Below are 25,911 nucleotides of genomic sequence, written 5' to 3'. Positions count from 1 at the left end.
TTTCCGAAGGGCTAACCCGTGAAGCTGGACATCATTTTAGATGCATGAAACATGTTGCAATCTTGTGAAACACCTACGGTGATGCACTTCTGAGTTGAAAAAATTTATAAATTCCTATATGCCAAAAAAAGCCCCAGAATCCGGGGCTTTTGGGCGGGAGCATCAGACTGCTTCCTGTTCTCTTTTCGCTTCAACAAAATACAATTCTTCTACGACCAATTCGATGACATAGACGTGCTGCTCCTGCTTGTTGACATAGGAACGCGAAACCAAATGGCCGTTGACACCGATTTGATTGCCCTTAGCACAATACTGTTCGACCAGATTGGCGGTTGCTCCCCAAAACACGACAGGTATAAAGTCCGCTTGCGGTTGACCCTCATCCGCTTTCCTGAGACGCTGCACCGCCAGTGTGTTGTTGCAAACTTGCCTTTCCCCATTCACCTGTTGCACTTGCATGGGCCGCACCAAACGCCCGATCAATGATACTTGATTCATCCTTCCATTCCTCCTTCAGCTTGACTTACTGTTTGTAATATCCGCCAAAAATGAGGTGTGCATTTTAATAAATAAAATAAACCCAAAGACTTTTTTGTCTCCGAGTTTATTTTTTTATCAGCGGATGGTTTTTCTCATCCGCAACGAATCTGCAAAATCATTTATTTTTCGTAAACGGTGATTGATGCCGGACTTTGATATGGCTCCACTCGGGATCATTTCGCCCAGCTCTTTAAGGCTGATGTCGGGATTCTCCAAACGGATGACTGCGATTTCCTTCAGCTTATCCGGTAATTTCTCCAGACCTACTGTTGCTTCGATGAATTCGATGTTGGCTACTTGCTTTGCTGCCGCATCGATTGTTTTGTTCATATTGGCGTTCTCGCAATTCACCAAACGATTGACAGAATTACGCATATCGCGGATAATCCGGACGTCCTCGAATTTCATCATCGCGTTATGGGCACCGATCAATGCCAGAAAATCAGCAATCTTCTCGGCTTCCTTCAGATACGTGATGAAACCGTTGCGCCGCTCGATCGTCCGCGCATTCAGGTCGAAGTGATTCATCATGTCGCAGATGTCCTGATTATGGTCCTCATAATTGGAATAGATTTCCAGATGGTAACGGCTCGTTTCCGGGCTGTTCACCGATCCCCCGGCCATAAAAGCTCCGCGTAGGTAGGAGCGCTCCTTCTGGTTATTGTTCATGATATCTTCGGAAACTTGCGTCTTGAACGACAGTCCATCGAAAATATTCAGATCACTCAGCAGTTCCCGGACGCCTTGTTTCAGGCGCACAATATAGACGTTGTTTTTCTTCAGTTTCATTTTCCGACGGACCAGCAATTCGCTTTCGAATGAATAGTGGTCCTTCAAGAGTACATACATCCGTCTTGCGATTGCCGCATTTTCCGTCTGGACATTCAGGACGAAAGCCTGATTATAGATGCTGACCGAACCGCTCATCCGGATCAATGCGGTCAACTCGGCTTTCGCATGCTCGCGGTGCACTTCCAATGTCGTCAATTCTTTTTTTACTTCAGATGCAAAAGACATATACGCCTCCTTTCCGACAGCTTCTTTCGATCAGAAAAAAGGTCAACAGATAGTTTTGATATTGGAAATGAGATTGATCAGTTCCGAAACGACTTTTTTGCCGTCGTGGTATACGCCGCCGTTCTTCATATCCAGGAAATCGGCAGAAATGACCCGGCAGTTTTCTTCGCGCAATCCTTTGAAATCATGGCGGACCTGCAGCAAATATTCTTCGTCAGCTTGCTGATTCAGGTATTCATCCGGAACTTTTTCAGTGTTCACCAGGACGGTGTCAATGAATTTCGCTTTCAGATGATCATGCAATACCTTGATATGCTCAGCATCAGTGAAGCCCTCTGTTTCGCCCAATTGCGTCATGATGTTACAGATATAGACTTTCTCGGCTTTGGTATCGATGACCGCTTGGCCGAGGTCATGGATCATCAGGTTAGGCAAAATGCTCGTGTACAGACTTCCCGGTCCGATAACGACCATATCCGCCTCCAGGATACTGTTGATGACGTGACGGGAAGCGACAGCCTCCCTTGTTTCATCCAAAGGTTTGACATACACGCGCTCGATCTTTTTACGGCTTTTTGCGATTTTCGATTCACCCTTGACGACAGTGCCGTCCTTGAACTCTGCATAGAGTGAGAGCGGCTCGTCAGCTGCGGCATAGATTTTGCCTTTAACGCCCATCATAACGGACAGCAACCGAATGGCATCGAAAATGCTCCCTTTCATTTCAGTCAGGGCCACGATGATGAGGTTGCCGATGGCGTGCCCGGAAAAGAAGGAATCCTTCGAATGGAAACGGTACTGGAAAATATCCTTTTCCAGTTTTGGCATATCGGAAAGCGCGATCATACAGTTGCGGATATCCCCGGGAGGCACAATGTTGACATGGTCGCGGATGATGCCGCTGCTGCCGCCGTCATCCGCGACTGTGACAATAGCCGTGATGTCTGTATTGTGATTCTTCAGTTCTTCCAGAATGACCGGCAGGCCCGTTCCGCCGCCGATTACGACGATTTTCTTCGTTCTGCTCGGATTTTGACTCATGACCGATTCACCGTCTCTTTGCGTTTATTACGATCGCGGTGGGTTGTATTCACTTGATACCCCGCGCTTTCTAATTGAAGGCTGGTTCTTTCTGCTAAAGCAACCGAGCGGTGTTGCCCGCCTGTACAACCAATGGCGATATTCACACTGGTCTTGCCTTCTTTCTTATAACCAGGAATGATGTATTCCAATAAATCAAGAAATTTCTTGTAAAATATTTCCGTCTCCGGTTGCTTCATGACATAATCATAGACTGGCTTATCAAGCCCCGTCAGTGGACGTAATTCATCTACGTAATGCGGGTTGGGCAAAAAGCGCACATCCATTACGATATCGGCATCAATCGGCAAACCATACTTGAAACCAAAAGATACGACTTCTATATGGAAAACGTCATTATCGTCCACTTTGAAAGTGTCGAGAAGGCGTTCCCTTAATTGACGGGGTGTTGTCTCGCTTGTATCGATGACCAACTGTGAGCGATTGCGGATGTCCTCAAGCAATTCTCTCTCTTTACGGATTCCTTCCAGTACGGTTCCGCCTGATTGGGTCAGGGGATGACTTCTTCTTGTTTCTTTGTATCGGGAAACAAGCACGTCATCTTTCGAATCGAGGAAGATGACCTTAGTCGTTATGAAAGTAGTGTTGTCCAAGCTGTCCACAGCAGACATGATTTCATCAAAGAATGCCCGGGAGCGCAGATCGATTACTAAGCAGATTCTGCTTATTTTACCCGATTCTTTTACAAGTTCCCAAAATTTCGGTAACAAACTTGGGGGCATATTGTCTATACAGAAATAGCCTAAATCTTCAAATGTCTGCAGGGCGACCGTTTTTCCGGCGCCGCTCATCCCCGTTATGACTACCAATTCGAGAGTGTCTGCCATGATAATTCCTCCAGTCAAAAAAATAGATATATCTATTATAACATACCGGGTGTATCATTTGTCTGTTTCTGAATATTTTAGTGATTCTTAAGTTTTGTTCGGTTATCTGAACGCAAATCATCACGCTCTTTCTTAAACGCGTTCTGATTCGCAGGGGATTCCGCCTAATCTGGCTAACCTTCATGGGCGAAAACAAACCCATTACGGCTAGCCCGCTTAGTGCTCACCCCCTAACCGCGAATCATCACGCTCTCTTGGGCTTGTGTTTGAAGTGGCGGGCGGCGGCTACTGCGTTTTGCCAGCCAGCATAGAGGTCTTCGCGTTTTTCAGTCGCCATTTGTGGGTGGAACTCGCAGTCAGGCTGCCAATTTTGGATAATGTCATCGGTGTCCTTCCAGAATCCTACTGCCAAACCTGCCAAGTATGCGGCTCCCAGTGCCGTTGTCTCCAATACTTTGGATCTGGTCAAGGTTGTATTCAGCAGATCGCTTTGGAATTGCATCAGAAAGTTGTTGTGCGCTGCCCCTCCATCAACACGCATATTCGTGATGACAAGTCCGGAATCCTTCTGCATCGTGTCCACAACATCCTTCGTCTGATAAGCCAGCGATTCGAGTGTCGCACGGATCAGATGCGCCTTTGAAGTCCCTCTGGTCAATCCGAAGAAAGCGCCGCGCACATCTTGGTCCCAGTAAGGGGCACCTAATCCAACAAAAGCAGGAACCATGTAGACATTATCGTTCGATTCAAGCAGTTCGGCGTACTCTTCCGATTCCGCCGCTGATCGGATCAGCTCAGCTTCATCGCGTAACCATTGCAAAGCAGAACCGGCCACAAAAATGCTGCCTTCAAGAGCATAGTTTATTTCGCCGTTCAACCCATAAGCGATCGTCGTAAGCAAGCCATTTTCCGATTTCACCGGTGTAAGGCCGGTGTTCATGACGATAAACGCCCCCGTACCGTAAGTATTTTTCACCATTCCCTGTTCAAAACCGGTCTGTCCAAAGAGAGCAGCCTGCTGATCGCCGGCTATTCCGCCAATCGGGATACGCGATCCGTAAAAATCGTTTTCCTCCGTATAGCCGTATACTTCTGATGAAGAGCGGACTTCAGGCAATAGCGTTCTCGGAATAGCCAGTAAATCCAGGATTTCCTCGTCCCATTTCAGATCATAAATATTGAACAGCATCGTCCGGCTGGCATTGGAAACATCCGTCACGTGCACTTTTTTCCCGGTCAGTTTCCAGACAATCCAGGTATCGATGGTGCCGAAGAGCAATTCTCCTTTTTCGGCCCGCTCTCGAGCATTCGGAATATGGTCCAGCAACCATTTTATTTTTGTGGCTGAAAAATAAGAGTCAATGATCAGACCCGTTTTCGAATGGATGAAATCCTTATGGCCTTCCTGCTTCAGTTTATCGGCGATCTCCGAAGTTTGGCGGGATTGCCAAACGATTGCATGGTGGATCGGCATTCCGGTAACGCGGTCCCACACAACCGTCGTCTCACGCTGATTCGTTACACCTATTGCCGCAATCTCCTCCGGACGAATAGCTCCTCTGATCAAGGCATCCGCTATGACCGACTGGACACTGATCCAAATTTCATTCGCGTCGTGTTCCACCCAACCCGGTTCAGGATAATATTGCATCAATTCTCTTTGCGAAGAAGAGATGTTTGTGCCTTTCTTATCCCAGATGATTGCACGTGTGCTGGTTGTTCCCTGATCTATAGACATGATGTATTTTTTTTCCACTTGAAATCCTCTTTCCTGCCTTAAAATTTGTTGTTGTACGCAAACGAGAAAACGTTCTCATTTATTCACATCTCTGCGCATTTGCTCTTGCTATTATCCTAGCATTCTTTTTTGTGATTCCCAATTATTTTTTATTCTTTCCCAGCATGATTCCGGGTTATCTCTAACCCTATATTTACTGTCACGTTTGTCAATTTGGAGACATTCAGAATGCGTAAATTTAAAAATATAAAAATTTGTCGAAAATATACCGTCATCGCAACAATGGTAACGCTTCCGAAAGTGCGTTTTTTTCACAAGATTTCAACCTTATCATTTGCAAAAAGGCTTTGTTGCGCGTTAAGGTAGAGTAAGACATTTGTGAACCTAAAAATACTAAGAGGTGAAACCATGATAGAATTTAAAAATCTTACTAAACGATTCCCAGGCGGGAAAATTGCTGTGGATTCTCTGAACCTGACATTCAATGACGGAGAGTTCATTGTATTCATCGGGACGAGCGGCAGCGGCAAAACAACCTCTATGCGGATGATCAACCGCATGATCGAACCAACCTCCGGTGAAATTTTGATCAACGGAAAAAACAGCAAGGACATGAACGCGGTGGAACTGAGACGCCAAATCGGCTACGTCATCCAGCAGATCGGCCTGATGCCCCACATGACTATCTTCGATAACATCGTTATGGTTCCAAAACTATTGAAATGGCCTGTCGAAAAACAAAGAAAGATTGCAGAAGAGCTGATTCAAAAAGTCGACCTACCTTTGGATTTTCTCGAACGCTATCCATCCGAACTGTCTGGCGGGCAACAACAACGTATCGGTGTTATCCGGGCTTTGGCAGCTGACCAGGACATCATTTTGATGGATGAACCTTTTGGAGCTTTGGATCCGATCACTCGCGATTCCCTGCAAGAAACCCTCAAAGAACTGCAACGCGAATTGGGAAAAACGGTTATCTTCGTCACACATGATATGGATGAAGCTTTGAAACTGGCAGACCGGATCGTCATCATGCAAGACGGAAAAGTCGTTCAATTCGACACACCCGACAATATCCTGATGGATCCTGCGAACGCATTCGTCGAAAACTTTATAGGCGAAGAACGTCTGAGCCAAGCACGTACGAACTTCCGCACTGTTGAGCAGATCATGATCCGCGGCCCAGTTTCGGTTTCGTCAGACCAAAATCTTTCTGAAGCCATCAAATTGATGCGCACCCGTCGTGTCGATAGTTTGTTCGTGACCGATGCGGATGATATCTTGTTGGGCATGTTGAGTGTCGAAGCGATCGACACCAACCGACGCCGTCCAGTCACTGTCGGCGAGGTCATGAGTGAGGTTTCCTTTGTTCGTGAAGGTACACTCGTCCGGGATGCTTTACAACGGATCTTGAAATTGGGTTACAAAAATATTCCTGTGGTCAATGAAAATAATCAGCTTATCGGCTTGATTACCCGCACATCCATTGTGGATATGGTCTATGACACAATTTGGGGAGACATAGAGCCCGAAATGCCGGCGGAAGAAGTAATCGAGACAACCGCGGACATCGAAACGGTTGAGGGGTGATGATATGGACTTTTTGAAAGCGAATGGTTCCGAGTTGCTCTTTAAAACAGGAGAACATTTCTACATCTCAGCGATGGCGCTGGTGCTTGGCGTTCTGATTGCTGTTCCTTTAGGCATCGCCTTGACACGTTTCAAACGCTATTCCGGTTTTATCATCAGTTTTGTTTCGATTCTACAAACTGTCCCTTCTCTGGCTTTGCTTGCCTTGATGATTCCCTTGTTCGGAATCGGAAAGCTTCCCGCGATTGTAGCCCTGTTCATCTATTCACTCTTGCCGATTCTGAGAAATACGTTCATCGGCATCTCAAATGTGAACAGCACAATCGTTGACTCCGCAAAAGGGATGGGTATGACCGATAATCAGATTATTCTGCAGGTGAAATTGCCGCTTGCTGCCCCGGTCATCATGTCCGGGATCCGGTTGGCGGGAGTGTACGTCATCGCTTGGGCGACTCTTGCTTCGTATATCGGAGCCGGTGGTTTAGGGGATTACATTTTCAACGGATTGAATGTATACGATCAAGAAATGATCATTTGGGGAACCCTGCCGGTAACCTTGTTGGCTTTATTGGTTGACTTCCTCCTCGGTAAGCTTGAACGATTCGTTTCTCCACAGACAACATCTGCAAAAGGAGGAAACTGATGATGAAGAAGTATATGAAAAAATGGTTGCTTTTCCCGCTGACAGCACTGTTATTGGCGGCTTGCTCTCTGCCTGGTCTGGGTGCCTCCGTAAACAATGACGGCATCGTCATCACCGGTGGGACAACGACAGAAATGCAAATATTGAGTTATATGGTCAGAGGGATGGTCGAACACTATCTGCCGGATGCTTCCGTGGATATGGTCAACAACCTCGGTTCATCGACTTTGAATCACCAAGCTATGATCGGCGGCGATGCAAATGTTTCGGCCGCTCGCTATACAGGGACTTCTCTGACCGGTGAGTTGGCCATGGATCCTATCACGGATCCCACATTGGCTTTCGAATCTGTTGTGAAGGGCTTCGATGATAAATTCAATCAGGTTTGGTTCCCTTCCTATGGGTTTGCCAACACATATGCCTTCTTGGTAACACGTGAATTTGCCGAAGAAAACAATCTGAAGACTGTCAGCGACCTCGCGGCATTGGCACCCAATCTGCGGGCTGGAGTGGACAACTCCTGGATGGAGCGGGAAGGCGACGGGTATGAAGCCTTCAAAGAAACATATGGTTTTGACTTCCAGCGTGTCTATCCCATGCAAGTCGGTCTTGTCTATGATGCCCTGCAGGCGGACGAAATGGATATCGTTTTAGGCTACTCCACTGACGGCCGGATCGCAAGCTATGACCTGGTCGTTCTCGAAGACGATCTGCAACTGTTCCCGCCATACGACGCCAGTCCGGTTGCCACTAAAGAGATTCTTGAGGCTTACCCCGAACTGGAGGCCATCCTTCTGAAACTTGAGGATACGCTGACGGATGAGCTGATGCAGGCAATGAACTATGAAGTCGACAACGATTTGGTGGAAGCCCAAACCGTCGCGCAAACTTTCTTGGAAGAGAACAACTATTTCGAAGATAAAGAAGTCACACCTCTAAAGGAGCGAAAATGATGAACTTAAGTGAAATGAACACACTTCAGCAATTGCTCTACTATTACAGAGAGAACGCCGGCTATGTATTCGAACAATTCACCCGTCATTTTCTGATTTCCATTTACGGTGTGCTGTTCGCGGCGATTGTGGCGATCCCCCTCGGTTTTTGGATTGCGCGCCACAAGAAGTTGGCGGATTGGATCATCGGCGCCGCCAATGTCATCCAGACAATCCCTTCATTGGCGCTGTTGTCCATTTTGATGCTCGGACTAGGACTCGGATCGGACACCGTCATTGCGACCGTCTTCCTGTATTCGTTGCTGCCGATCATCAAAAACACCTACACGGGTGTCCGGAATGTCGATGCCGCCTTGTTGGATACGGGCAAAGGCATGGGCATGACGCGGATGCAATTGACCTATCTGGTCGAATTACCTTTATCCCTTTCCGTCATCATGGCCGGATTGCGTAATGCTTTGGTCGTTGCGATCGGTATCACTGCCATCGGTACCTTCATCGGTGCCGGCGGATTAGGGGATATCATTTCCCGTGGCGTCAATGCGACGAACGGGACAGCCATCATCCTCGCCGGTGCTATTCCGACCGCTTTGATGGCCGTTCTGGCCGACTGGTTGTTGGGTCTGATGGAAAAACGTCTGGATCCCTCCAGCAAAGTAAAACGTAAGCGCTGAACGCAAAATATAAGCACTGAATTCGAAGGACAAGACTGTTCCATGAAAAGTGGAACAGCTTGTCCTTTGATTTTTGGATATTCCGTATAGATTCCCGATTGGATAATTTCTTTTAATGATTTTCCATTTGTGATAGAATAGATTGGACTCTAGACGGACAGAAATTCTGATCTAGCAAGAGATACTTAAGGAGTGGTATAAATGTGTGGTTTTGTTGGATATATCCATGGATCGACTGCATGGAACCATCAGACTGTGATTGAAGGTATGATGAACAGAATCGTCCACCGCGGACCAGACAGTGGCGGCATGTATTCTGATGACAAAGTAACGTTAGGCTTCCGCCGCTTGAGCATCATCGATCTTTCCGATAACGGAAAACAACCGATGTACAGTGCCGACGGAAATTTGGTATTGGTGTTCAACGGTGAAATCTTCAACTTCCAGGAGTTGCGCGAAGATCTGAAGCAAAAAGGACACATCTTCCATTCCAAGACGGACAGTGAAGTTTTGATTTACGGCTATAAAGAATACGGTTATGACTTCGTGAAACAACTGCGCGGCATGTTCGCGTTCGCGATCTGGGACAAAGTGAATGACACGATGTTCATCGCCCGTGACGGCTTCGGCATCAAACCCTTGTACTACACGACGAACACAACCGACGGCAGCTTGCTTTTCGGTTCTGAAATCAAGTCATTTTTGGCTCACCCTGCTTTCATCAAAGAAGTGAACAAAGATGCTTTGCGTCCTTATTTGACGCTGCAATACTCTTCGATGGGTGAAACCTTCTTCAAAGGCGTCCACAAATTGAAACCGGCGCATTATATGGTGCTGAAAGGCAACGATATCCATACGGTCGAATATTGGGACAAAAAATTCCATGCCGAAAATGGCACTTTGGAGAGCTATGTGGAAGAAGTCAAAGCGACAATGGCAGATTCCGTCCGTGCCCACAAAATCAGTGATGTGAAGACAGGCGCCTTCCTTTCTGGCGGTGTCGATTCCAGCTTGGTCACAGCCTTGATGAAACCGGAAAAATCTTTTTCGGTCGGCTTCTCGGAATATGAAAAAATGTTCAACGAAACCAACCAAGCTGCTGATCTTTCCGACATCCTCGGCATCGAGAATGTCCGCAAGTACATCTCGCCTGAGGAAGCTTTTCATGCCCTGCCTACCATCCAATACCATATGGATGAACCGCAATCGAATCCGTCTTCCGTTCCGTTGTATTTCTTGGCTGAATTGGCGAAGAAAGATGTGACGGTCGTACTTTCGGGTGAAGGCGCTGATGAAATTTTCGGCGGCTACTCTTGGTATGAGCCATCCAAGAAAATGGAGACCTATGAAAAAGTACCTTACAGCCTAAGAAAAGGCATCGGCAAATTGGCACATAAATTGCCGAAAAATACGCTGACGACCTTCCTGGTCAAAGGCGGTCAAAAAGTGGAAGAACGCTTCATCGGCCAGGCCATCGTCTGGGACGAAGAAGAAGCTGTGGATATCCTGAAGCCGGCCTACAAAAACGGTCCGGATATCCGTTCGATAACCAAACCGATCTACGACGAAGTCAAAGGTCAGGATGATGTGACGAAGATGCAGTATCTCGATCTGAACCTTTGGATGCCTGGGGATATCCTGTTGAAAGCCGACAAGATGAGCATGGCCCACTCGTTGGAGCTGCGCGTACCTTTCCTGGATAAAGAAGTCATGGAATTGGCGAAACGCATCCCATCCGATTATCGTGTCAACGAAATCGATACAAAATACGTGCTCCGTAGAGCCGCTGCCGATGTCCTGCCTGAAGAATGGGCGAAACGTCCGAAGTTGGGCTTCCCGACTCCGATCCGTCACTGGCTGCGCGAAGAAGAATTCTACAACGAAGTCAGAAAAGCTTTCGCTTCCGACTATGCAGCAGAATTTTTCGACACCGATAAGCTTGTACAGATTCTCGACGACAACTATACGAAAAAATTGGATTATGGCCGCCAAATCTGGACAGCCTATATCTTCCTCGTCTGGTACAAACGTTTCTTCATTGATGAAACACCTCTGTCTTCGGAAGCTTTCGTAGCTTAAGATTACATAAATCAGAAACAGGAGCCTCCTAGCGCGGAGGCTCCTGTTTTTGTGCGCCTGTTTCTGCGCGGCCAGCTGACCGGAGGAGCGCGTCCGAAATGCTGCCTAGCTCCGGTGAGCGGTCTTTAGCCGGAGAACGCCACCGACAATCAGCCTGAACTCCCGCGAACCACCCCTAACCGGAGTACGCATACTGTCTGTGGGCCGAACTCCGGCGAAGCCTCCGTTCGTCAGAGGAGAACAGACCACTGATTGCTGCTTCAATTCATCCGGGAACCCCTCTTCCGTTTTTGGTCAGCGAATCATCCTGTTGGTGATGGGTTATGCTTTCTTATCTTTGCGTGCAAATGGTATCATTAAGGTATAAAAATTGGAAAGAAGGTTTTTCTATGGCCAGAGTTTTAGTTGTGCGCGCGCATCCGTTCGACAGCAGTGTATCCCGCTCCATGAAAGTTTTGGATGCTTTTCTGGAGGAATACAAAGCTTTGAATCCTTATGATCGCATCAAAGACATGAATCTTTATGAAGTCGCCATCCCTGAGATCGATCGGGATCTTTTGACAGCCTGGAAGGAATTATCGAAAGGCGTGCTTTTTGATCAGTTGACTTCCCGTCAGCAAGAAAAAGTGACGCTGTTCAATCACTATACCGATGATTTTGTTTCCATGGATAAGATCATCATCGCCAATCCATTATGGAACATGCATGTTCCCAGTCGCCTGAAGACATGGATCGACACTATCACAGTTGCTGGTCAGACATTCCGTTACACGGAATCCGGAGCAGTCGGAATGGTCCCGGACAAGAAATTGTTGCATATCCAAGCGAATGGCGGCATTTTCGACGGAAGCGATCCTGCCAGCCAGTACATCAAGAGCATTTTCCATTTTCTGGGGGTCGAGGAGATTTCACAACTATTCGTTGAAGGTATGGACACATATCCGGATCGTGCCGATGAAATCGTTGCGGATGCGATCGAAAAAGCCAAACAACTGGCCAAAACATTCTGATGAACAATCCACAGCAAAAAGGAAGTCCGTAATCTTCGGACTTCCTTTTTTTAGTTTATTTCGGATTATTCAGCGGTCAAAGTACGGATGCTTGTTTCAAAAGCAGCGACTTTTTCATCGACTGCGGCTTGGCTTTCCGCTTTGGCACCGATATAGAATTTGATTTTTGGTTCTGTTCCGCTTGGGCGGATGGCGATCCAGCTGCCGTCCTCCAGGAAATATTTCAGCACATTCGAGCTCGGCATATCGATGCTTTCAGTGGAGCCGTCAGAGAATGTCTTTGTAGAGTTGCCGAAGTCTTCCGTGATCGATACGGCGATGCCTGCGAAATCCGCTGGTGCTTCCGTACGGAATTGGGCCATCAGCGCTTTGATTTTTTCTGCTCCGGTGATGCCGGACATCGTAACGGAAATCGTCTGTTCTTTATAATAGCCATGTGTTTCGAAAATTTCGACCAAGCCATCGTACAGCGTTTGACCTTTTTTCTTGTAGTACGCAGCTACTTCGGCAATCAACACGAGGGCCTGGATGGCGTCTTTATCGCGAACGAAAGGTTTTGCAAGATAACCGTAGCTTTCCTCGAAGCCGAACAAGAATTCTTTACTGTGATCTTCTTCGTATTGCTTGATTTTTTCTGCGATGAATTTGAAACCGGTCAGTACATCCACCATGTCCGCTCCATAAGATTTGGCGATTGCTGTCGGCAACTCGCTCGATACGATCGATTTCAGGGCTGTGCCGTTGGCTGGCAATGTACCAGCCGCTTTTTTCGCGCGCAACAAATAATCCAGCATCAATGAAGCAATCTGGTTACCTGTCAGAACAACGTACTCGCCTTTTGCTTTGCGGACGGCCGCGCCCAAGCGGTCAGCATCCGGATCGGTCGCAACCAAAATATCCGCATCCAATTCCGTTCCAAGTTTGATGGCATACTCAAATGCGCCAGCTTCTTCCGGATTCGGTGATTTCACGGTTGAGAAATTTGGATCGGCCACTGCCTGTTCCGGCACGAGATAGATGCCTTCAAACCCGGCATTCTTCAAAGCACGTTCACCCAGCATCTGCCCAGTTCCATGCAGCGGCGTGAAGACCAATTTCATTTCTTTGCTCATTTCATGGACAAGGGCAGGATCGACGGTCACTGTTTTGACAAGGTCAAGGTAAGTTGCATCGACCTCTTCCCCAAGCATTTTGATCAAGCCCGTTGCTTTCAGCTCTGCTTCATCGCCCACTTGGATGGTCAGTGGATTTTCAATTGCTCTCACATAATCAGTCAAAGCGTCCGCATCGGCAGGTGGCATCTGGCCGCCGTCGTCTCCATAGACTTTATAACCGTTGTAATCAGCCGGGTTGTGGCTCGCTGTGATCATGATCCCCGTTAGCGCATTCAAATGTCTTACCGCAAAGGATAATTCAGGTGTGGGGCGTAAGCTTTCAAAAACGAAAGCCGGAATGCCGTGTGCACCCAATGTTTTCGCTGCCTCCATCGCAAACTCCGGAGATTGGTGTCTGGAATCGTAAGCAATCGCGACGCCGCGTTTTTTCGCTTCTTCACCTTTTGCCTCCATCAAACGAGCCAAGCCTTCGGTCGCTTGGCGGACTGTGTAGATGTTCATCCGATTGATCCCGACTCCCAGGATGCCGCGCATTCCGGCAGTTCCGAATTCCAGCGGAGCAAAAAAAGCATCTTTCAGTGCTTCTTCATTTCCCTCCAAAGATTTTAATTCTTCTTTTAATGTAGGTTCTAATAAGGCAAAATCATTCCACTGCTCGATAGTTTCTTGATAAGACATTTTCATCATCCTTCCCATATTAGTTTAATCATATTATAACATTATTTGCATGCCAATTGAGCGAAAAGATTGAATCTACAAAAAAATTCACGCTCTGATTTCAGAACGTGAACTTTCGGGGTACTAATGAACTGGACAATAACATTGTTGTTGTGTGGACAATATTTTCAGTCCACCGTCTCAGCAGCCGCTTCGGCGGCTGCCAAGCGGTCATGCAAGTCTTCTATGTAAGCAAATGCGCGGTTTCCGGCTTCTCCGCCATCACCGACAGCAGTCGTAATTTGACGCAGAAGTTTTTGACGCACATCCCCGATGGCAAAGATGCCCGGTATCGCCGTTTCCATGTGCTCATTCGTGATGATCCAGCCCTCTTCATCCGTGATCCCTAAATCAAGGAAAGCATCCGATTGCGGCAGGATACCAACATAGATGAAGACACCGTCAACAGCTTCTTCCGTGATTTCATTGGTATTTTTGTTGCGGATCACCACGCCAGTGACCTTTTGTCCGTCGCCCTTGATTTCTTCCACAATGGCATTCCAAGTGAAGGAAACTTTCTCATTTTTGAAGGCACGATCCTGGATGACTTTTTGAGCCCGCAACTCATCCCGTCTGTGCACGATGTTGACATCCGCGAATTGCGTCAAATAAGTCCCTTCCTCCACGGCAGAATCTCCGCCGCCGACCACGGCTAGTTTTTTGCCTTTAAAGAAAGCTCCATCACAGACGGCACAATAGGAAACGCCGCGGCCGTTGTACTGCGCCTCACCGGGAACACCCAATTTTCTGTGGTAGGACCCGGTCGCAATGATGACGGCACGTGTCTTATAGGTTTTTTTGCCTGCTTCAACGATACGGTAATCGCCGTCGACAACAATTCGTTTTACATCGCCATAAACATGCTCCGCCCCGAATTGCATTGTGCTTTCGTACATCCGTTCAGCCAACTCAGGGCCTAAAATCGAATTGAAACCAGGGTAATTCTCAACTTCAGCTGTATTGTTCATCTCCCCACCGGGAATACCACGCTCCAGCAATAACGTCTTCAAATTTGATCGGGATGCGTACAGTGCTGCGGTCATTCCGCCTGGTCCGGCTCCGATGACGATGACGTCATAAATTGTTTCAGTCTGTTCCATATTTTTTGTATCTCCTTCTTGTGTCAAGTCTGTTCCGGTCAGGTGCCGGAATCTGGTTCTAATATAGTTTACTCTGACTTGATTTTTTGTGCAACAATTCTGCTCATGGCTCCAAAGTCAGCGAGAAGAAGCCGAGCCATTGATCGCAGAACGATTGATGGCTCGGCTTCTATTGTTTATCACTCAATATTCGGCTGGATTCGGATTACCAAAGCGGCTATTTGCCTTCATCCTCGGCAGTCAGTTTTTCACCAAGCTCCACCAGATAATTTTTCAATTTATCTTTTATTTCCGGATGGGTGAGGCCATAGGAAATGCTTGTCGTCAGGAAACCGAATTTGTCTCCAACGTCAAAACGCTTGCCGTCGAAGCGTTTTGCGAAGACGCGCTGCGTTTGGTTCAAAGTATCGATTGCGTCGGTCAATTGGATTTCTCCGCCGGCACCTGGATTTTGATTCTCCAGAATTTCGAAAATTTCCGGAGTCAATAAGTACCGGCCGATGATAGCCAAATTGCTCGGTGCGTCTTCCGGCTTCGGTTTTTCGACGAATCTGCGGACGTTGAACAGGCCTGGTTCCAGTTCCTGATCCGGATCGATGATGCCGTATTTGGATGTTTCTTTATGCGGCACTTCCATCACGGCGATATTGGAAGCATGCGTGCGCTCGTAAGCATCCATCAACTGCTTGGTCAACGGCACTTCATCCTCCATGAGATCATCACCCAGCATGACGACAAATGGTTCATCTCCGACAAAAGCTTTCGCCTGCAGAACCGCATGACCCAGCCCCAATGGATAAGACTGGCGGACGAAATGGATACGCAACCCGGTCGTTTCCTGAACCAATTCCAACAATTCATTTTTGCCTTTTTCACGCAGATTCGCTTCCAATTCAATATTTGAATCAAAATGGTCTTCAATCGGACGTTTGCTTTTTCCGGTTACGATCAGGATATCTTCTATCCCTGATGCGATTGCTTCTTCGACGATGAATTGAATGGTGGGCTTATCGACGATCGGCAACATTTCTTTTGCCATCGCTTTCGTTGCCGGTAAAAAACGCGTTCCGAATCCCGCAGCAGGAATCACTGCTTTTCTGACTTTCTTCATATTGATTGGCTCCCCTTTTCCACATTTTGAGAAGATTGCTCCGCTTTGCCTTCGCGCAGCATCAATTCCTCGATTGCTTTTTTGACATCGACTTTCTCGTACAACACTTTATAGATGGCTTCTGTGATCGGCATTTCGATGCCTTTTTCCTGCGCCAACTCATAAGCGGCCTTTGTTGTTGCTACACCTTCAACGACCATCCCCATATTGTTCAGCACCTCATCCAGATCCTGGCCTTTTCCGATCAGATCCCCTGCTCGCCAGTTCCGCGAATGGCGGCTGGTGCCGGTCACGATCAGGTCGCCCACGCCACTCAAACCGAAGAATGTCATAGGATCTGCACCGAAAGCGATCCCCAGACGACTGATTTCCGCTAATCCGCGTGTCATCAAAGCCGCCTTCGCATTATCGCCGTAACCTAATCCATGAAGCGCCCCAGCACCTACGGCAATGATGTTCTTCAAAGCAGCACCCAATTCAACTCCGATGACATCCGTGTTCCGGTAGACCCTGAAATAAGGATTCATGAACAGTTTTTGCACATAAGCTGCATCCTCTTCGTCCTGGGATGCGGCAGTGATTGTTGTGATGTCTTTTTTTGCGACTTCTTCCGCATGGCTCGGTCCGGAAAGGACAACCAAGCTATCGTATTTCTCTGTCGGAATCTCTTCTTGGATGATGACGGAAATCCGTTTATGGGTATCCTGTTCCAATCCTTTGCTGGCATGTATTAGGTGCGGCCTTGTTTGGCCGTCCAATAATGATGCGACTTCTTTCGCAACTACACGGATTGCTTTTGTCGGCAGAACGAACAAAAGCGCATCCGCGTCACCTATAGCAGCTTTCAGATCGGTGTACGCTACAATCGATTCACTCAGCTTTGCACCGGGTAAGTAATGCTCATTCGTATGCTGCTCATTGATTTCTTTGATTTGTTGTGGGTCATTCCCCCAAAGACGGACTTCATGTCCATTTTCATCCAATACCATCGATAAGGCTGTTCCCCAAGAACCAGCCCCTAGTACAGCAACTTTTTGTCTCATTTTGATCTCTTCCCCTCCATTAAACTCTCACGCCGGAAAGAATGTACTCTTCCAACTCATGTGGGTTTTTGACTGTTTTTGTTGGTTGATAGGGTTGGATAAAGGCAGTCGTTTTTTCGGACCAGCCCACAAAAATACTTGTGATTCCCGCATTATTGCCTGCGACTATATCGTGGTGATTGTCCCCGACCATCGCGCTGGTCTCTCTTTTTGCTTCCAAACGTTCCATAGCCAGAAAGAGCGACTCCGGATCAGGCTTGGGTTGTGAAAAATCGCCTGACCCAATGATCGTATCAAAATAATCCGTGATGCCTAAAATGGATATGCCTCTTTTCAGCACATCGGTACGTTTTGTCGAAACGACGCCTAAGCGCAAGCCTTCTTGTTTGAGATTTCCAAGCATTTCTTTGATGCCGGGAAAAAGTCCGATCATTTCATCATGCTTCTCCAGCATCACTTCCCGGTAACGTGCGACCAACTCATCTTTTCTGTCCTGATCAAGACGCCCATATATTTCCTCTAGACTGGGACCGTTGAACTGAGCCATTTCCTTCATTTTGAACCGGCCCGGGAAATTTTCCTCCATGACAACAAAGTGGCTTTCACTGATAAGTCGGTTCGTATCAGCGATAGTGCCATCAAAATCAAATAATATTGTTTTAAACTCCATTCGTCTATTATACTCTCTTTCTACTGATATCCGTGTAGTAGGGATCAGGCGGATAATTATTTCGGCGTCTGTAAGCCCAGTACACCATTGCTCCGAGGAACAGAAGGATGGACAGCGCCTGCGAAACGCGGATAGGCCCGAAAAGGTACAGGCTGTCTGTACGCATACCTTCGATGAAGAAGCGTCCGAACGAGTACCACATGACATAAGTGAACATTACTTCACCGACACGCAACAGTTGTTCTTTTCTGCGCAGGAACAGAATCAGCACAAAACCGGCCAACGACCAGAGCGATTCGTACAAGAAGGTCGGGTGGTAATAAATCCCATTGATGTTCATTTGTTCAATAATGAATTCAGGCAGGAACAAATTCTCCAAAAAGACGCGGCTGACTTCCTCACCATGCGCTTCCTGGTTCATGAAATTCCCCCATCTGCCGATGGATTGTGCAATCAGAACTGCGGGTGCCAAAATATCCATCGTCAATGCAAAGGAAATTCCTTTTCGTTTTGTGTACCAATAGATCGTCAAAATACCGGCGATCAACGCACCGTAAATGGCGATGCCACCATTCCAGACTTGAATGATTTCGCCTGGGTTCTGCAAATAATAATCCAATTCAAACAATACATAGTAAATGCGGGCGCCGATGATTCCTATCGGTATCGTCCAGAACATCATGTCGACGATAAAGTCCGGATCCAGTCCTTTTTTCTCGGCCTCTTTCGTAGCCAATGCCATGGCAACAAGTATCCCTGCCGCTATGATGACACCATACCAACGGATCTCCAAACCGCCGAACGACAAGGCGACGGGGTTTAATGCGGCTATCAAATTAGTCATGTTAATCTCCTTTGTTCAAGCTATTCGCCTTTTTGGGTATTCTCTTTAATCAAAGCTTCCAGATTTCTTTCGAAAGTCTCAGCGGCATTATAGCCCATCGTTTTCGCACGGAAATTCATGGCAGCCACTTCGATGATGATAGCAAGATTTCGCCCTGTCTTTACCGGAATTGTGATTTTAGGGATGCCGACATCCAAAATGTTCACGATTTCCTCGGTACTGCCCAGACGCTCAAATTTCTTGTCTTTGCTCCAAAGTTCCAGGTTAACAATCAGATTGACTTCATTAGCCTGTTTGACCGCGCCGGCCCCGAACAGCGTCATCACATCAATAATTCCGATTCCGCGGATTTCGATCAGATGGCGAAGAATGCCTGGTGCCTCACCTATCAGCGTATTTTCGTCATGCTGATACAGATCAACACGATCATCAGCGACCAACCGGTGTCCTTTTTGGATCAATTCCAAAGCCGTCTCCGACTTCCCGACGCCGCTGTCCCCTGTAATCATGACCCCCATTCCAAATACATCCACGAAAACCCCGTGCATCGAAACGCGTTCAGCCAATTTGCCCTCAAGAAAATTGGTGATGTTACTGGATACTCTTGTCGTTCTGGATTGTGCCGAAAGAATCGGTATACCAGCTTCTTGAGCGGCTTTCGTCAATTCTGAGGGCGCAGGCAATCTGCGTCCGATAACGAAGCAAGGTGTTTCTTTGCTGCAGAGGCGTCTCATAACGATCAGGCGCTCTTCTGCAGTCATCCGCTCGATAAATGTCAGTTCCGTTTTCCCCAACAATTGGATACGGGCCGACGGGTAAAAATTAAAGAAACCGGTCAACTCGACGCCGGGTCTGGAGATTTCGCTGGTTGTGATTTTATTTCCCAAGAACTCTTCTCCGCTCAGCACAACATAACCTGAAGAATCCACTAATTCCTTTACAGTGACTGTATTCGTCATTCTTATCCCTCACTCTATCATTTAATTTCCTGACCTCGATCAGGCAGGATTTTCTCTTTTTAATCTCTCCTCAAACAATAATTGAATCGCTTGTGGTTTATTGTATTCCTATCCATCATAACATTTTATCCATGCATACGAAAGAACAAAAGGCAGCTGAAACAATCGTTTCAGCTGCCTTCATTTAGGTTATTTGATACTGACTGCTATTGTTGAACCCACTTAACTAATGCACATCGTCCCTGCTCAGGAACATATGCACGATCGACATGATCAAAGCCACCAGAAACGCAGTACCGTAGCTTGTGAAGTGGAATCCCGGTCCCACCAACCAAGACGTCAGATACAGCATGAATCCATTGATCACGAAGCTAAACAAACCGAAAGTAAGGAGCGTAATCGGGAACGAGAGGATCAAAAACACTGGTTTGATCAGAAAATTGACGATACCCAAGACAATGCTGGCCCAGAACGCTGTCCAAAGGCTATGCACATAGAAGGAAGGTGCCATGAAATAAGCTAAGGCGATGAACACTAGCGAGTTGACCGCTGCTTTTTTCCAGAATCCCATCAGAAATCACTCCAGTCGTCCTCTTCTTGTTTATCCACTGGTTTTGCTTCCTTTACTGGTCTTGAAGCGTCGGAACTGCGACGGGAAGATGATGATCCATACGTTCCTCCGAATGATTGTCCGCTGCCGCTTTGGCCCGGTTCAGGCATCAGGATCGCCATCAGGATATACAGCAATACGGGCGATCCGACTCCCGCAAAGACGGCAATCAGAAAGATCACACGCACAATCGTCGAATCGATGCCGAAGTATTCGGCAATACCTCCCAGAACACCGCTGACTTGTCTGTCTGTAGCAGATTTGGTTAATTTTTTCATGTTCGTTCTCTCCTTATTTGTGCCATTTATTATCGCTATTTTTAGTTATTTTTTAAAAATATGTTTCCTGTTGTTGTCTTTAATTCTACCATAACCGGAGATTCTTCGTCCATTCGTCTGAATTCCAGATACTTGTTTGTGTGTTCATTTTTTTGGCGGAGGATTTCGATATTCTCCATCCGGTTCATGATTTTCCCCAACGAACTGCTTGCTTTCACTTCTGCGCTTTTGGCAGCAGGCAAAGACAGCTTGACAGAACCGTTGACGGAACTAGCTTGGATCTGTTTGGCGTTTGTTCCTGGATAGGACAGTTTCACATCCCCATTCACCACGGAAACAGTTGCACTGACGACATCGCTTTTGATCGTCAGACTACCGTTGATTGTTTTCGCCAACACATCAACAATCGTACTTTCCGAAACGTCCAGATTCCCGTTGACTCCATCCGTCTCCAGCATGATGGCCTTGAGACCTGAAATAACCATATTGCCGTTCGTGGATTTGATGTAAAAATCTTTTCCTCCAATGTTTTTCAAGGTCGCATTCCCGTTCAACATCTTAATTGCGATGTAATCGTATTCGCGTTTCGGCAAGGAGACGACGATATCGCATTTCACCCGTTTGTTCGGAACGCGGAAAGTGAGTTTATCCTCATCCATCACAATCGTACTTCGGGCGTCGAAAGCTTCCTTCGCTGTCGCTTCTTCCGTTTTTCCGTAAATCTTCACATCTGCAGCGACCGAAATGGTTTCGTTATCCCAACTCTGCAACGTCACATTCCCGTTTGCCAATTGAAAATCAAGGATTGTCGCGGTATTCTGATCGAATATGAATTCATGCTGGAATTTACTTGTGATCAAGCCTGGGATCTTGATGTTGAAATCAGTGTCTTTCCAATCGACATTCTCTGCGACCGTCTGGACCGTATCGACCAAAAATTTGCTTAGTTGGGTGCCTGCTTTAGTGAGGCGTTCCGCGAAATTGGTGGCTGTGTCTTTCCATTCCTCTTTATTGCCCAGTTTCTCACCAAAAGATTTCACGCTATTTTCCACATGCTCCTTCTTGAGGCTGCGCATTTTTTGTTCCATCTCGCTTTTTTCGGCTTCCAGCGCGGCAACTTGTCCGCGAAGAGCCTCCAGTTCTTCATCCAAACGCATCAACGTAATTTCTTGTTCGCCAGTCAAATCGCCCAATTCATCTGCTGTGGCCAGTTCCTGCCTTTTTTCGGATTTGTCGTTGATTTGTTTTTGCAATGACTGGAGTGCTTCGCCTTTCGCATCGATCTGAGAGGAGAAATAGGAAATTTCGCTGGCCAGCTCATCCAAAATCTTTTCCAAATTTCTGCGGTCTTCCCGTTCCTTATCGGAAACTGGAGCCGTTTGCTCTGAGGATTCTGATGAAGTATCGGGTACATCTGTGAAATCTTGCTGCTGATTGAACTTCACTGCATCTTTTCCTTCGCGCTTCGCTAAGTTCTCTAAAAGTACCAAGGCTTCTTCTGTAGTGATGATGCCTTCTCTTACCAACGCCAAAATTCGGTCTCTTTCATTCATGGTAGTTCCTCCTTGATGATTATCCATTTATCTATTCGCTGACAGGGGACTCAATTTGCCTATTTCTGGATATCTATTGCTTATGTCCTTATTATGCCCAAGTTCGTTCCTCTTGTCATAGGTCTTAAGTTTGATTTTCTCTTCAGCAGAAATGACTAGAAGCTAGCAGACACAGTAGGGTTGCCTGCTGAAAAAAGAAAGTGCGTATAAGCTGTCCTAAGCTCCGGCGAGGGGCAGTTCGCCGGAGAACAATGCTACATTTCCAAATTATAGAAAATTGCCTCAAAAAAATTATCTGACAGCAACGACGAACAGGCTGTCTCATCATTAAATGAGGCAGCCTGTTTTGGCTATTTATTTTTTTTATCCCTTACTTTATCCCGTTCGAGAATAGGTTTCAAGAATTGGCCGGTATAGCTGCCCTCTACCTCAGCGATTTCTTCCGGAGTGCCGGTAGCGAGCACGGTTCCCCCGCCGGCTCCGCCTTCAGGTCCCATATCGATGATGTAATCGGCTGTTTTGATCACGTCCAGATTGTGTTCGATCACGACGATCGTGTTGCCGGCTTCCACCAGACGGTCCAAAACCTGCAACAATCTAGCGATATCATGCGTATGCAACCCTGTGGTCGGTTCATCCAGTATGTAGAATGTCTTGCCGCTTGATACGCGCTGCAGTTCACTGGCCAATTTCATCCGCTGGGCTTCACCACCGGATAAAGTCGTTGCGGGTTGTCCCAATGTCACATAGCCGAGTCCGACATCGACGATGGTCTGTAGTTTGCGCCTGATTTTAGGGATAGCTTCAAAATATGTCAGAGCTTCCTCAATGGTCATATCCAATACTTGGGCGATATTCTTGCCTTTGTACTGCACTTCCAACGTTTCGGAATTATAGCGTGTGCCGTGGCAAACTTCGCAAGGCACGTAAACATCCGGCAGGAAATGCATCTCAATTTTCAGAATGCCATCGCCGCGGCAAGCTTCACAACGTCCGCCCTTGACATTGAAGCTGAAGCGGCCTTTTTTGTAGCCGCGGATTTTGGCTTCATTGGTGCTGGCAAATAGGTCGCGCATGTCATCGAAGACGCTGGTATAGGTTGCCGGATTGCTTCGCGGCGTCCGTCCGATCGGGCTTTGGTCGATATCGATGATTTTCTCCAGACCTTCGAACCCGCTGATTGTTTTGAACTTACCCGGTTTTTCTTTCGTACGGGTCAATTCTTTGGCAAGAGCCGTCTTCAGGACATTGTTGACCAAGGAACTTTTTCCTGAGCCGGACACGCCGGTGACTGCCACGATTTTCCCTAAAGGAAAGGCAGCATCCACATTCTTCAGGTTATTTTCAGTAGCCCCGGTGATTTTCACGGCACCTTTGTCCTCTGTCCTTCGCGTCTCCGGAACCGGGATGAACAATTTCCCTGACAGATATTTTCCGGTCAAGGATTTCTTATTTTTCATGACTTGCTCGGGCGTTCCGGCAGCCACAATTTCACCACCGAGTTCGCCAGCACCCGGTCCGATATCGATCAGATAATCCGCCTGCATCATCGTGTCCTCATCGTGCTCCACGACGATGAGCGTGTTTCCAAGGTCGCGCATATTTTTCATCGATTCAATCAACCGATTATTGTCGCGTTGATGCAACCCGATGGACGGCTCATCCAAGATGTAGAGCACGCCGGACAGATTGGAGCCTATTTGTGTAGCCAAGCGGATCCGCTGCGCCTCTCCTCCAGAAAGTGTGCCCGCCGTCCGGCTCAACGTCAAATAATCGAGGCCGACATTCTTGAGGAAAGTCAAGCGTGACAAGATTTCCTTCAGTATAGGTGCCGCAATCTGCTGCTCTTGTTCCGAAAGAGAAATTCCCTCGAAGAAAGCGACGGCATTTTCGATGGAAAACTCCGTTACTTGCCCGATGTCGTGTTGGGCCACCTTCACGGCCAAGGCTTGCTCATTGAGACGATAGCCGTGGCAGGTATGGCAAGGCAACTCGGTCATGTACTGGCGCATCGCTTCGCGCGTAAAATCGCTCGATGTTTCTTTGTAGCGTCGATTGACATTAGTGATGACCCCTTCAAAGGGGATATCAACATCGCGGACACCACCGAATTCATTCTGGTAATGGAAATGGAACAAGTCGCCTCCAGCGCCATACAGCAGTTTTTGCTGGGTGTCGGGGCCAAGCTCGGCAAACGGAAGATCCATATCGATGCCGTTCTGTGCACAAAATTGACGCAGCATTTCCGGATAGTAATTTGAACTGATCGGGTTCCACGGTACCAAAGCCCCTTCATTCAAAGAAAGTTGCTTATCCGGAACGATCAAATCAAGATCGACTTCCAACTTCATTCCTAACCCGTCACATTCGGAACAGGCTCCATAGGGCGCGTTGAAAGAAAACAGCCGCGGTTCGATCTCGCCAATCGTAAATCCGCAATACGGACAAGCATGGTGTTCGCTGAATAAAAGTTCTTCACTGCCGATGACATCAACAATGGCGTAGCCATCAGCCAAATGCAACGCCGCTTCGATCGAATCGAAGATGCGCGAACGGATGCCCTCCTTGATGACTACCCGATCCACAACAATCGCGATGTCATGTTTTTTATTCTTTTCCAATTCAATATCTTCGGAAATATCAAACAGTTCCCCATCAACGCGGACACGGACATAGCCTTGCTTTTTGATGTCCTCGAATACTTTTTTGTGCTGTCCCTTTTTTCCTTTGACGATCGGTGCCAATATCTGCATTTTCGTGCGTTCAGGAAACTCAAGCACCTGATTCACCATCTGCTCGGGCGATTGACTGCTGATCGGGGTGCCATCATTCGGACAAATCGGATGACCCACACGTGCAAAAAGCAGGCGCAGGAAATCATTGACTTCCGTGACTGTTCCGACTGTCGAACGGGGATTGCGGTTCGTCGTCTTTTGATCGATTGCAATGGCTGGACTCAAGCCATCGATACTGTCCACATCCGGCTTGTCCATCTGACCCAGAAACTGGCGCGCATAGGCTGAGAGGCTTTCCACATACCGCCTTTGACCTTCTGCGTAAAGCGTATCGAAAGCTAATGAGCTCTTACCCGACCCAGAAAGACCGGTCATGACGACAAGTTTGTCCCTGGGGATGGTGACATCTATATTTTTCAAGTTATGCGAACGGGCTCCCCGTACGATGATTTGGTCTTTTGCCATAATTTCAGATCCTTTTTTGACTTATTCTTTGGTTTTCGTCGATTTCCTGTTTGACTGTAGTATACCATATCCAGCCCTGAAAAGAACGCTAGTTCGCTCCCCTGTTCAATGCGGTTTCTTATCTGATGCTGTTGTACTTATTTTAATTTTTGCATCCTCCCGGCCGTGTTCGGCATGTTCGACAGCCATGTGGAGAATTGCGTAGACATGCTGATCCTCTTGGCTGTACAGGATGTTTTTCCCGTTTCTTCTGCTCTTCACCAACTTTGCTTCCCTCAGCTTTTTCAGTTGGTGCGACACCGCGGATTGCTCCAAGTCCAGTTCCTCCGCAATAGCATTTACGTTCAGTTCCCGATTTTCCAGTACATGGAGAATCAAAAAACGCGTTGGATCGCCGATCAATTTGAATATTTTTGTAACTGCCTGTATCGTTTCTGTATTCAAGTCTGACATCATCTCACTTAGACCCCTATCCCTTACTTCAATCCTTATTTTAGCAAATTCATCCGTTCTATGAAAGCCATTGCCCTTGCTGCCAA

At 47.3% G+C, this 25,911-nt stretch carries 23 protein-coding genes; 6 read left to right on the top strand and 17 right to left on the bottom strand.

The genetic code is table 11. From position 1 onward, the window contains the following. Positions 1 to 162: 162 nt before the first annotated feature. The 5 genes from BMZ71_RS00960 to glpK form a co-directional block, all read right to left on the bottom strand. On the bottom strand, positions 163 to 498 hold the full coding sequence (locus tag BMZ71_RS00960) for a single-stranded DNA-binding protein (RefSeq protein ID WP_086988671.1): 336 nt from the start codon (positions 496 to 498) through the stop codon (positions 163 to 165). 117 nt (positions 499 to 615) lie between these two features. Beyond that, complete coding sequence (gene whiA, locus BMZ71_RS00955) at positions 616 to 1,557, bottom strand: DNA-binding protein WhiA (RefSeq protein ID WP_086988672.1); 942 nt, start codon at positions 1,555 to 1,557, stop codon at positions 616 to 618. Between the two features lie 42 nt (positions 1,558 to 1,599). Next, entirely contained in the window at positions 1,600 to 2,598 is a 999-nt protein-coding gene (locus tag BMZ71_RS00950; protein ID WP_086988673.1) for a gluconeogenesis factor YvcK family protein, read from the bottom strand. Beyond that, positions 2,595 to 3,485: an RNase adapter RapZ gene (rapZ, locus tag BMZ71_RS00945; RefSeq protein WP_068560919.1), complete on the bottom strand. Its 891-nt coding sequence runs from the start codon at positions 3,483 to 3,485 to the stop codon at positions 2,595 to 2,597. Before rapZ ends, BMZ71_RS00950 begins: the two co-directional genes overlap by 4 nt. A gap of 244 nt (positions 3,486 to 3,729) precedes the next feature. Further along, positions 3,730 to 5,241 (bottom strand): glycerol kinase GlpK, encoded by a 1,512-nt coding sequence (gene glpK / locus BMZ71_RS00940; protein ID WP_256957854.1) that lies wholly within the window; start codon positions 5,239 to 5,241, stop codon positions 3,730 to 3,732. 390 nt (positions 5,242 to 5,631) lie between these two features. Here glpK and BMZ71_RS00935 point away from each other — a divergent pair, with 390 nt between their 5' ends. The 6 genes from BMZ71_RS00935 (at position 5,632) to BMZ71_RS00910 (ending at position 12,172) form a co-directional block, all read left to right on the top strand. Next, complete coding sequence (locus BMZ71_RS00935) at positions 5,632 to 6,813, top strand: betaine/proline/choline family ABC transporter ATP-binding protein (RefSeq protein ID WP_086988674.1); 1,182 nt, start codon at positions 5,632 to 5,634, stop codon at positions 6,811 to 6,813. Positions 6,814 to 6,817: 4 nt separating this feature from the next. After that, on the top strand, positions 6,818 to 7,456 hold the full coding sequence (locus tag BMZ71_RS00930) for an ABC transporter permease (RefSeq protein WP_068560924.1): 639 nt from the start codon (positions 6,818 to 6,820) through the stop codon (positions 7,454 to 7,456). 2 nt (positions 7,457 to 7,458) lie between these two features. Beyond that, complete coding sequence (locus BMZ71_RS00925) at positions 7,459 to 8,409, top strand: osmoprotectant ABC transporter substrate-binding protein (protein WP_198143302.1); 951 nt, start codon at positions 7,459 to 7,461, stop codon at positions 8,407 to 8,409. Beyond that, positions 8,406 to 9,083: an ABC transporter permease gene (locus BMZ71_RS00920; RefSeq protein WP_276641478.1), complete on the top strand. Its 678-nt coding sequence runs from the start codon at positions 8,406 to 8,408 to the stop codon at positions 9,081 to 9,083. Before BMZ71_RS00925 ends, BMZ71_RS00920 begins: the two co-directional genes overlap by 4 nt. Before the next feature lie 201 nt (positions 9,084 to 9,284). After that, on the top strand, positions 9,285 to 11,162 hold the full coding sequence (asnB, locus tag BMZ71_RS00915) for an asparagine synthase (glutamine-hydrolyzing) (protein ID WP_086988676.1): 1,878 nt from the start codon (positions 9,285 to 9,287) through the stop codon (positions 11,160 to 11,162). Positions 11,163 to 11,551: 389 nt separating this feature from the next. After that, positions 11,552 to 12,172, top strand: coding sequence for an NAD(P)H-dependent oxidoreductase (locus tag BMZ71_RS00910; RefSeq protein ID WP_068560934.1), 621 nt, complete (start codon positions 11,552 to 11,554; stop codon positions 12,170 to 12,172). 65 nt (positions 12,173 to 12,237) lie between these two features. On the opposite strand, the gene BMZ71_RS00905 is transcribed toward BMZ71_RS00910, so the two are convergent. The 12 genes from BMZ71_RS00905 to BMZ71_RS00850 form a co-directional block, all read right to left on the bottom strand. Then, positions 12,238 to 13,965 carry a phospho-sugar mutase gene (locus BMZ71_RS00905; RefSeq protein WP_086988677.1) on the bottom strand — a complete coding sequence of 576 codons (1,728 nt, stop codon included), beginning with the start codon at positions 13,963 to 13,965 and terminating at the stop codon, positions 12,238 to 12,240. 167 nt (positions 13,966 to 14,132) lie between these two features. Further along, positions 14,133 to 15,104 carry a thioredoxin-disulfide reductase gene (gene trxB / locus BMZ71_RS00900; RefSeq protein WP_086988678.1) on the bottom strand — a complete coding sequence of 324 codons (972 nt, stop codon included), beginning with the start codon at positions 15,102 to 15,104 and terminating at the stop codon, positions 14,133 to 14,135. Between the two features lie 217 nt (positions 15,105 to 15,321). Next, positions 15,322 to 16,215, bottom strand: coding sequence for a UTP--glucose-1-phosphate uridylyltransferase GalU (gene galU / locus BMZ71_RS00895; protein ID WP_086988679.1), 894 nt, complete (start codon positions 16,213 to 16,215; stop codon positions 15,322 to 15,324). Further along, a complete protein-coding gene (locus BMZ71_RS00890) occupies positions 16,212 to 17,258 on the bottom strand; it encodes an NAD(P)H-dependent glycerol-3-phosphate dehydrogenase (RefSeq protein WP_086988680.1) in 1,047 nt (348 codons plus the stop codon). The genes galU and BMZ71_RS00890 overlap by 4 nt, the downstream gene beginning before the upstream one ends. 19 nt (positions 17,259 to 17,277) lie before the next feature. Further along, positions 17,278 to 17,928, bottom strand: coding sequence for an HAD-IA family hydrolase (locus tag BMZ71_RS00885; protein WP_086988681.1), 651 nt, complete (start codon positions 17,926 to 17,928; stop codon positions 17,278 to 17,280). A gap of 7 nt (positions 17,929 to 17,935) precedes the next feature. Beyond that, positions 17,936 to 18,772 carry a prolipoprotein diacylglyceryl transferase gene (gene lgt / locus BMZ71_RS00880; protein ID WP_086988682.1) on the bottom strand — a complete coding sequence of 279 codons (837 nt, stop codon included), beginning with the start codon at positions 18,770 to 18,772 and terminating at the stop codon, positions 17,936 to 17,938. A 20-nt stretch (positions 18,773 to 18,792) separates the two neighbouring features. Beyond that, positions 18,793 to 19,731, bottom strand: coding sequence for an HPr(Ser) kinase/phosphatase (hprK, locus tag BMZ71_RS00875; protein ID WP_086988683.1), 939 nt, complete (start codon positions 19,729 to 19,731; stop codon positions 18,793 to 18,795). Positions 19,732 to 19,957: 226 nt separating this feature from the next. After that, positions 19,958 to 20,302 carry a phage holin family protein gene (locus tag BMZ71_RS00870; RefSeq protein ID WP_086988684.1) on the bottom strand — a complete coding sequence of 115 codons (345 nt, stop codon included), beginning with the start codon at positions 20,300 to 20,302 and terminating at the stop codon, positions 19,958 to 19,960. After that, the gene (locus tag BMZ71_RS00865) at positions 20,302 to 20,619 is read right to left on the bottom strand and encodes a PspC domain-containing protein (protein WP_068560953.1); all 318 of its coding nucleotides are present in this window, start codon (positions 20,617 to 20,619) and stop codon (positions 20,302 to 20,304) included. Before BMZ71_RS00865 ends, BMZ71_RS00870 begins: the two co-directional genes overlap by 1 nt. Positions 20,620 to 20,660: 41 nt before the next feature. Further along, positions 20,661 to 22,172, bottom strand: a complete 1,512-nt coding sequence (gene liaX, locus BMZ71_RS00860) for a daptomycin-sensing surface protein LiaX (protein ID WP_177187446.1) — start codon at positions 22,170 to 22,172, stop codon at positions 20,661 to 20,663. 350 nt (positions 22,173 to 22,522) lie between these two features. Then, the gene (uvrA, locus tag BMZ71_RS00855; RefSeq protein WP_086988686.1) at positions 22,523 to 25,372 is read right to left on the bottom strand and encodes an excinuclease ABC subunit UvrA; all 2,850 of its coding nucleotides are present in this window, start codon (positions 25,370 to 25,372) and stop codon (positions 22,523 to 22,525) included. A 105-nt stretch (positions 25,373 to 25,477) separates the two neighbouring features. Continuing rightward, positions 25,478 to 25,825 carry an ArsR/SmtB family transcription factor gene (locus BMZ71_RS00850; RefSeq protein WP_086988731.1) on the bottom strand — a complete coding sequence of 116 codons (348 nt, stop codon included), beginning with the start codon at positions 25,823 to 25,825 and terminating at the stop codon, positions 25,478 to 25,480. Positions 25,826 to 25,911 lie beyond the last annotated feature (86 nt).

The organism is Trichococcus flocculiformis (assembly GCF_900113645.1).
GTDB lineage: Bacteria > Bacillota > Bacilli > Lactobacillales > Aerococcaceae > Trichococcus > Trichococcus flocculiformis.
Note: the sequence above shows the minus strand (reverse complement) of the source record. Positions and strands in the feature narration are given on the sequence as shown.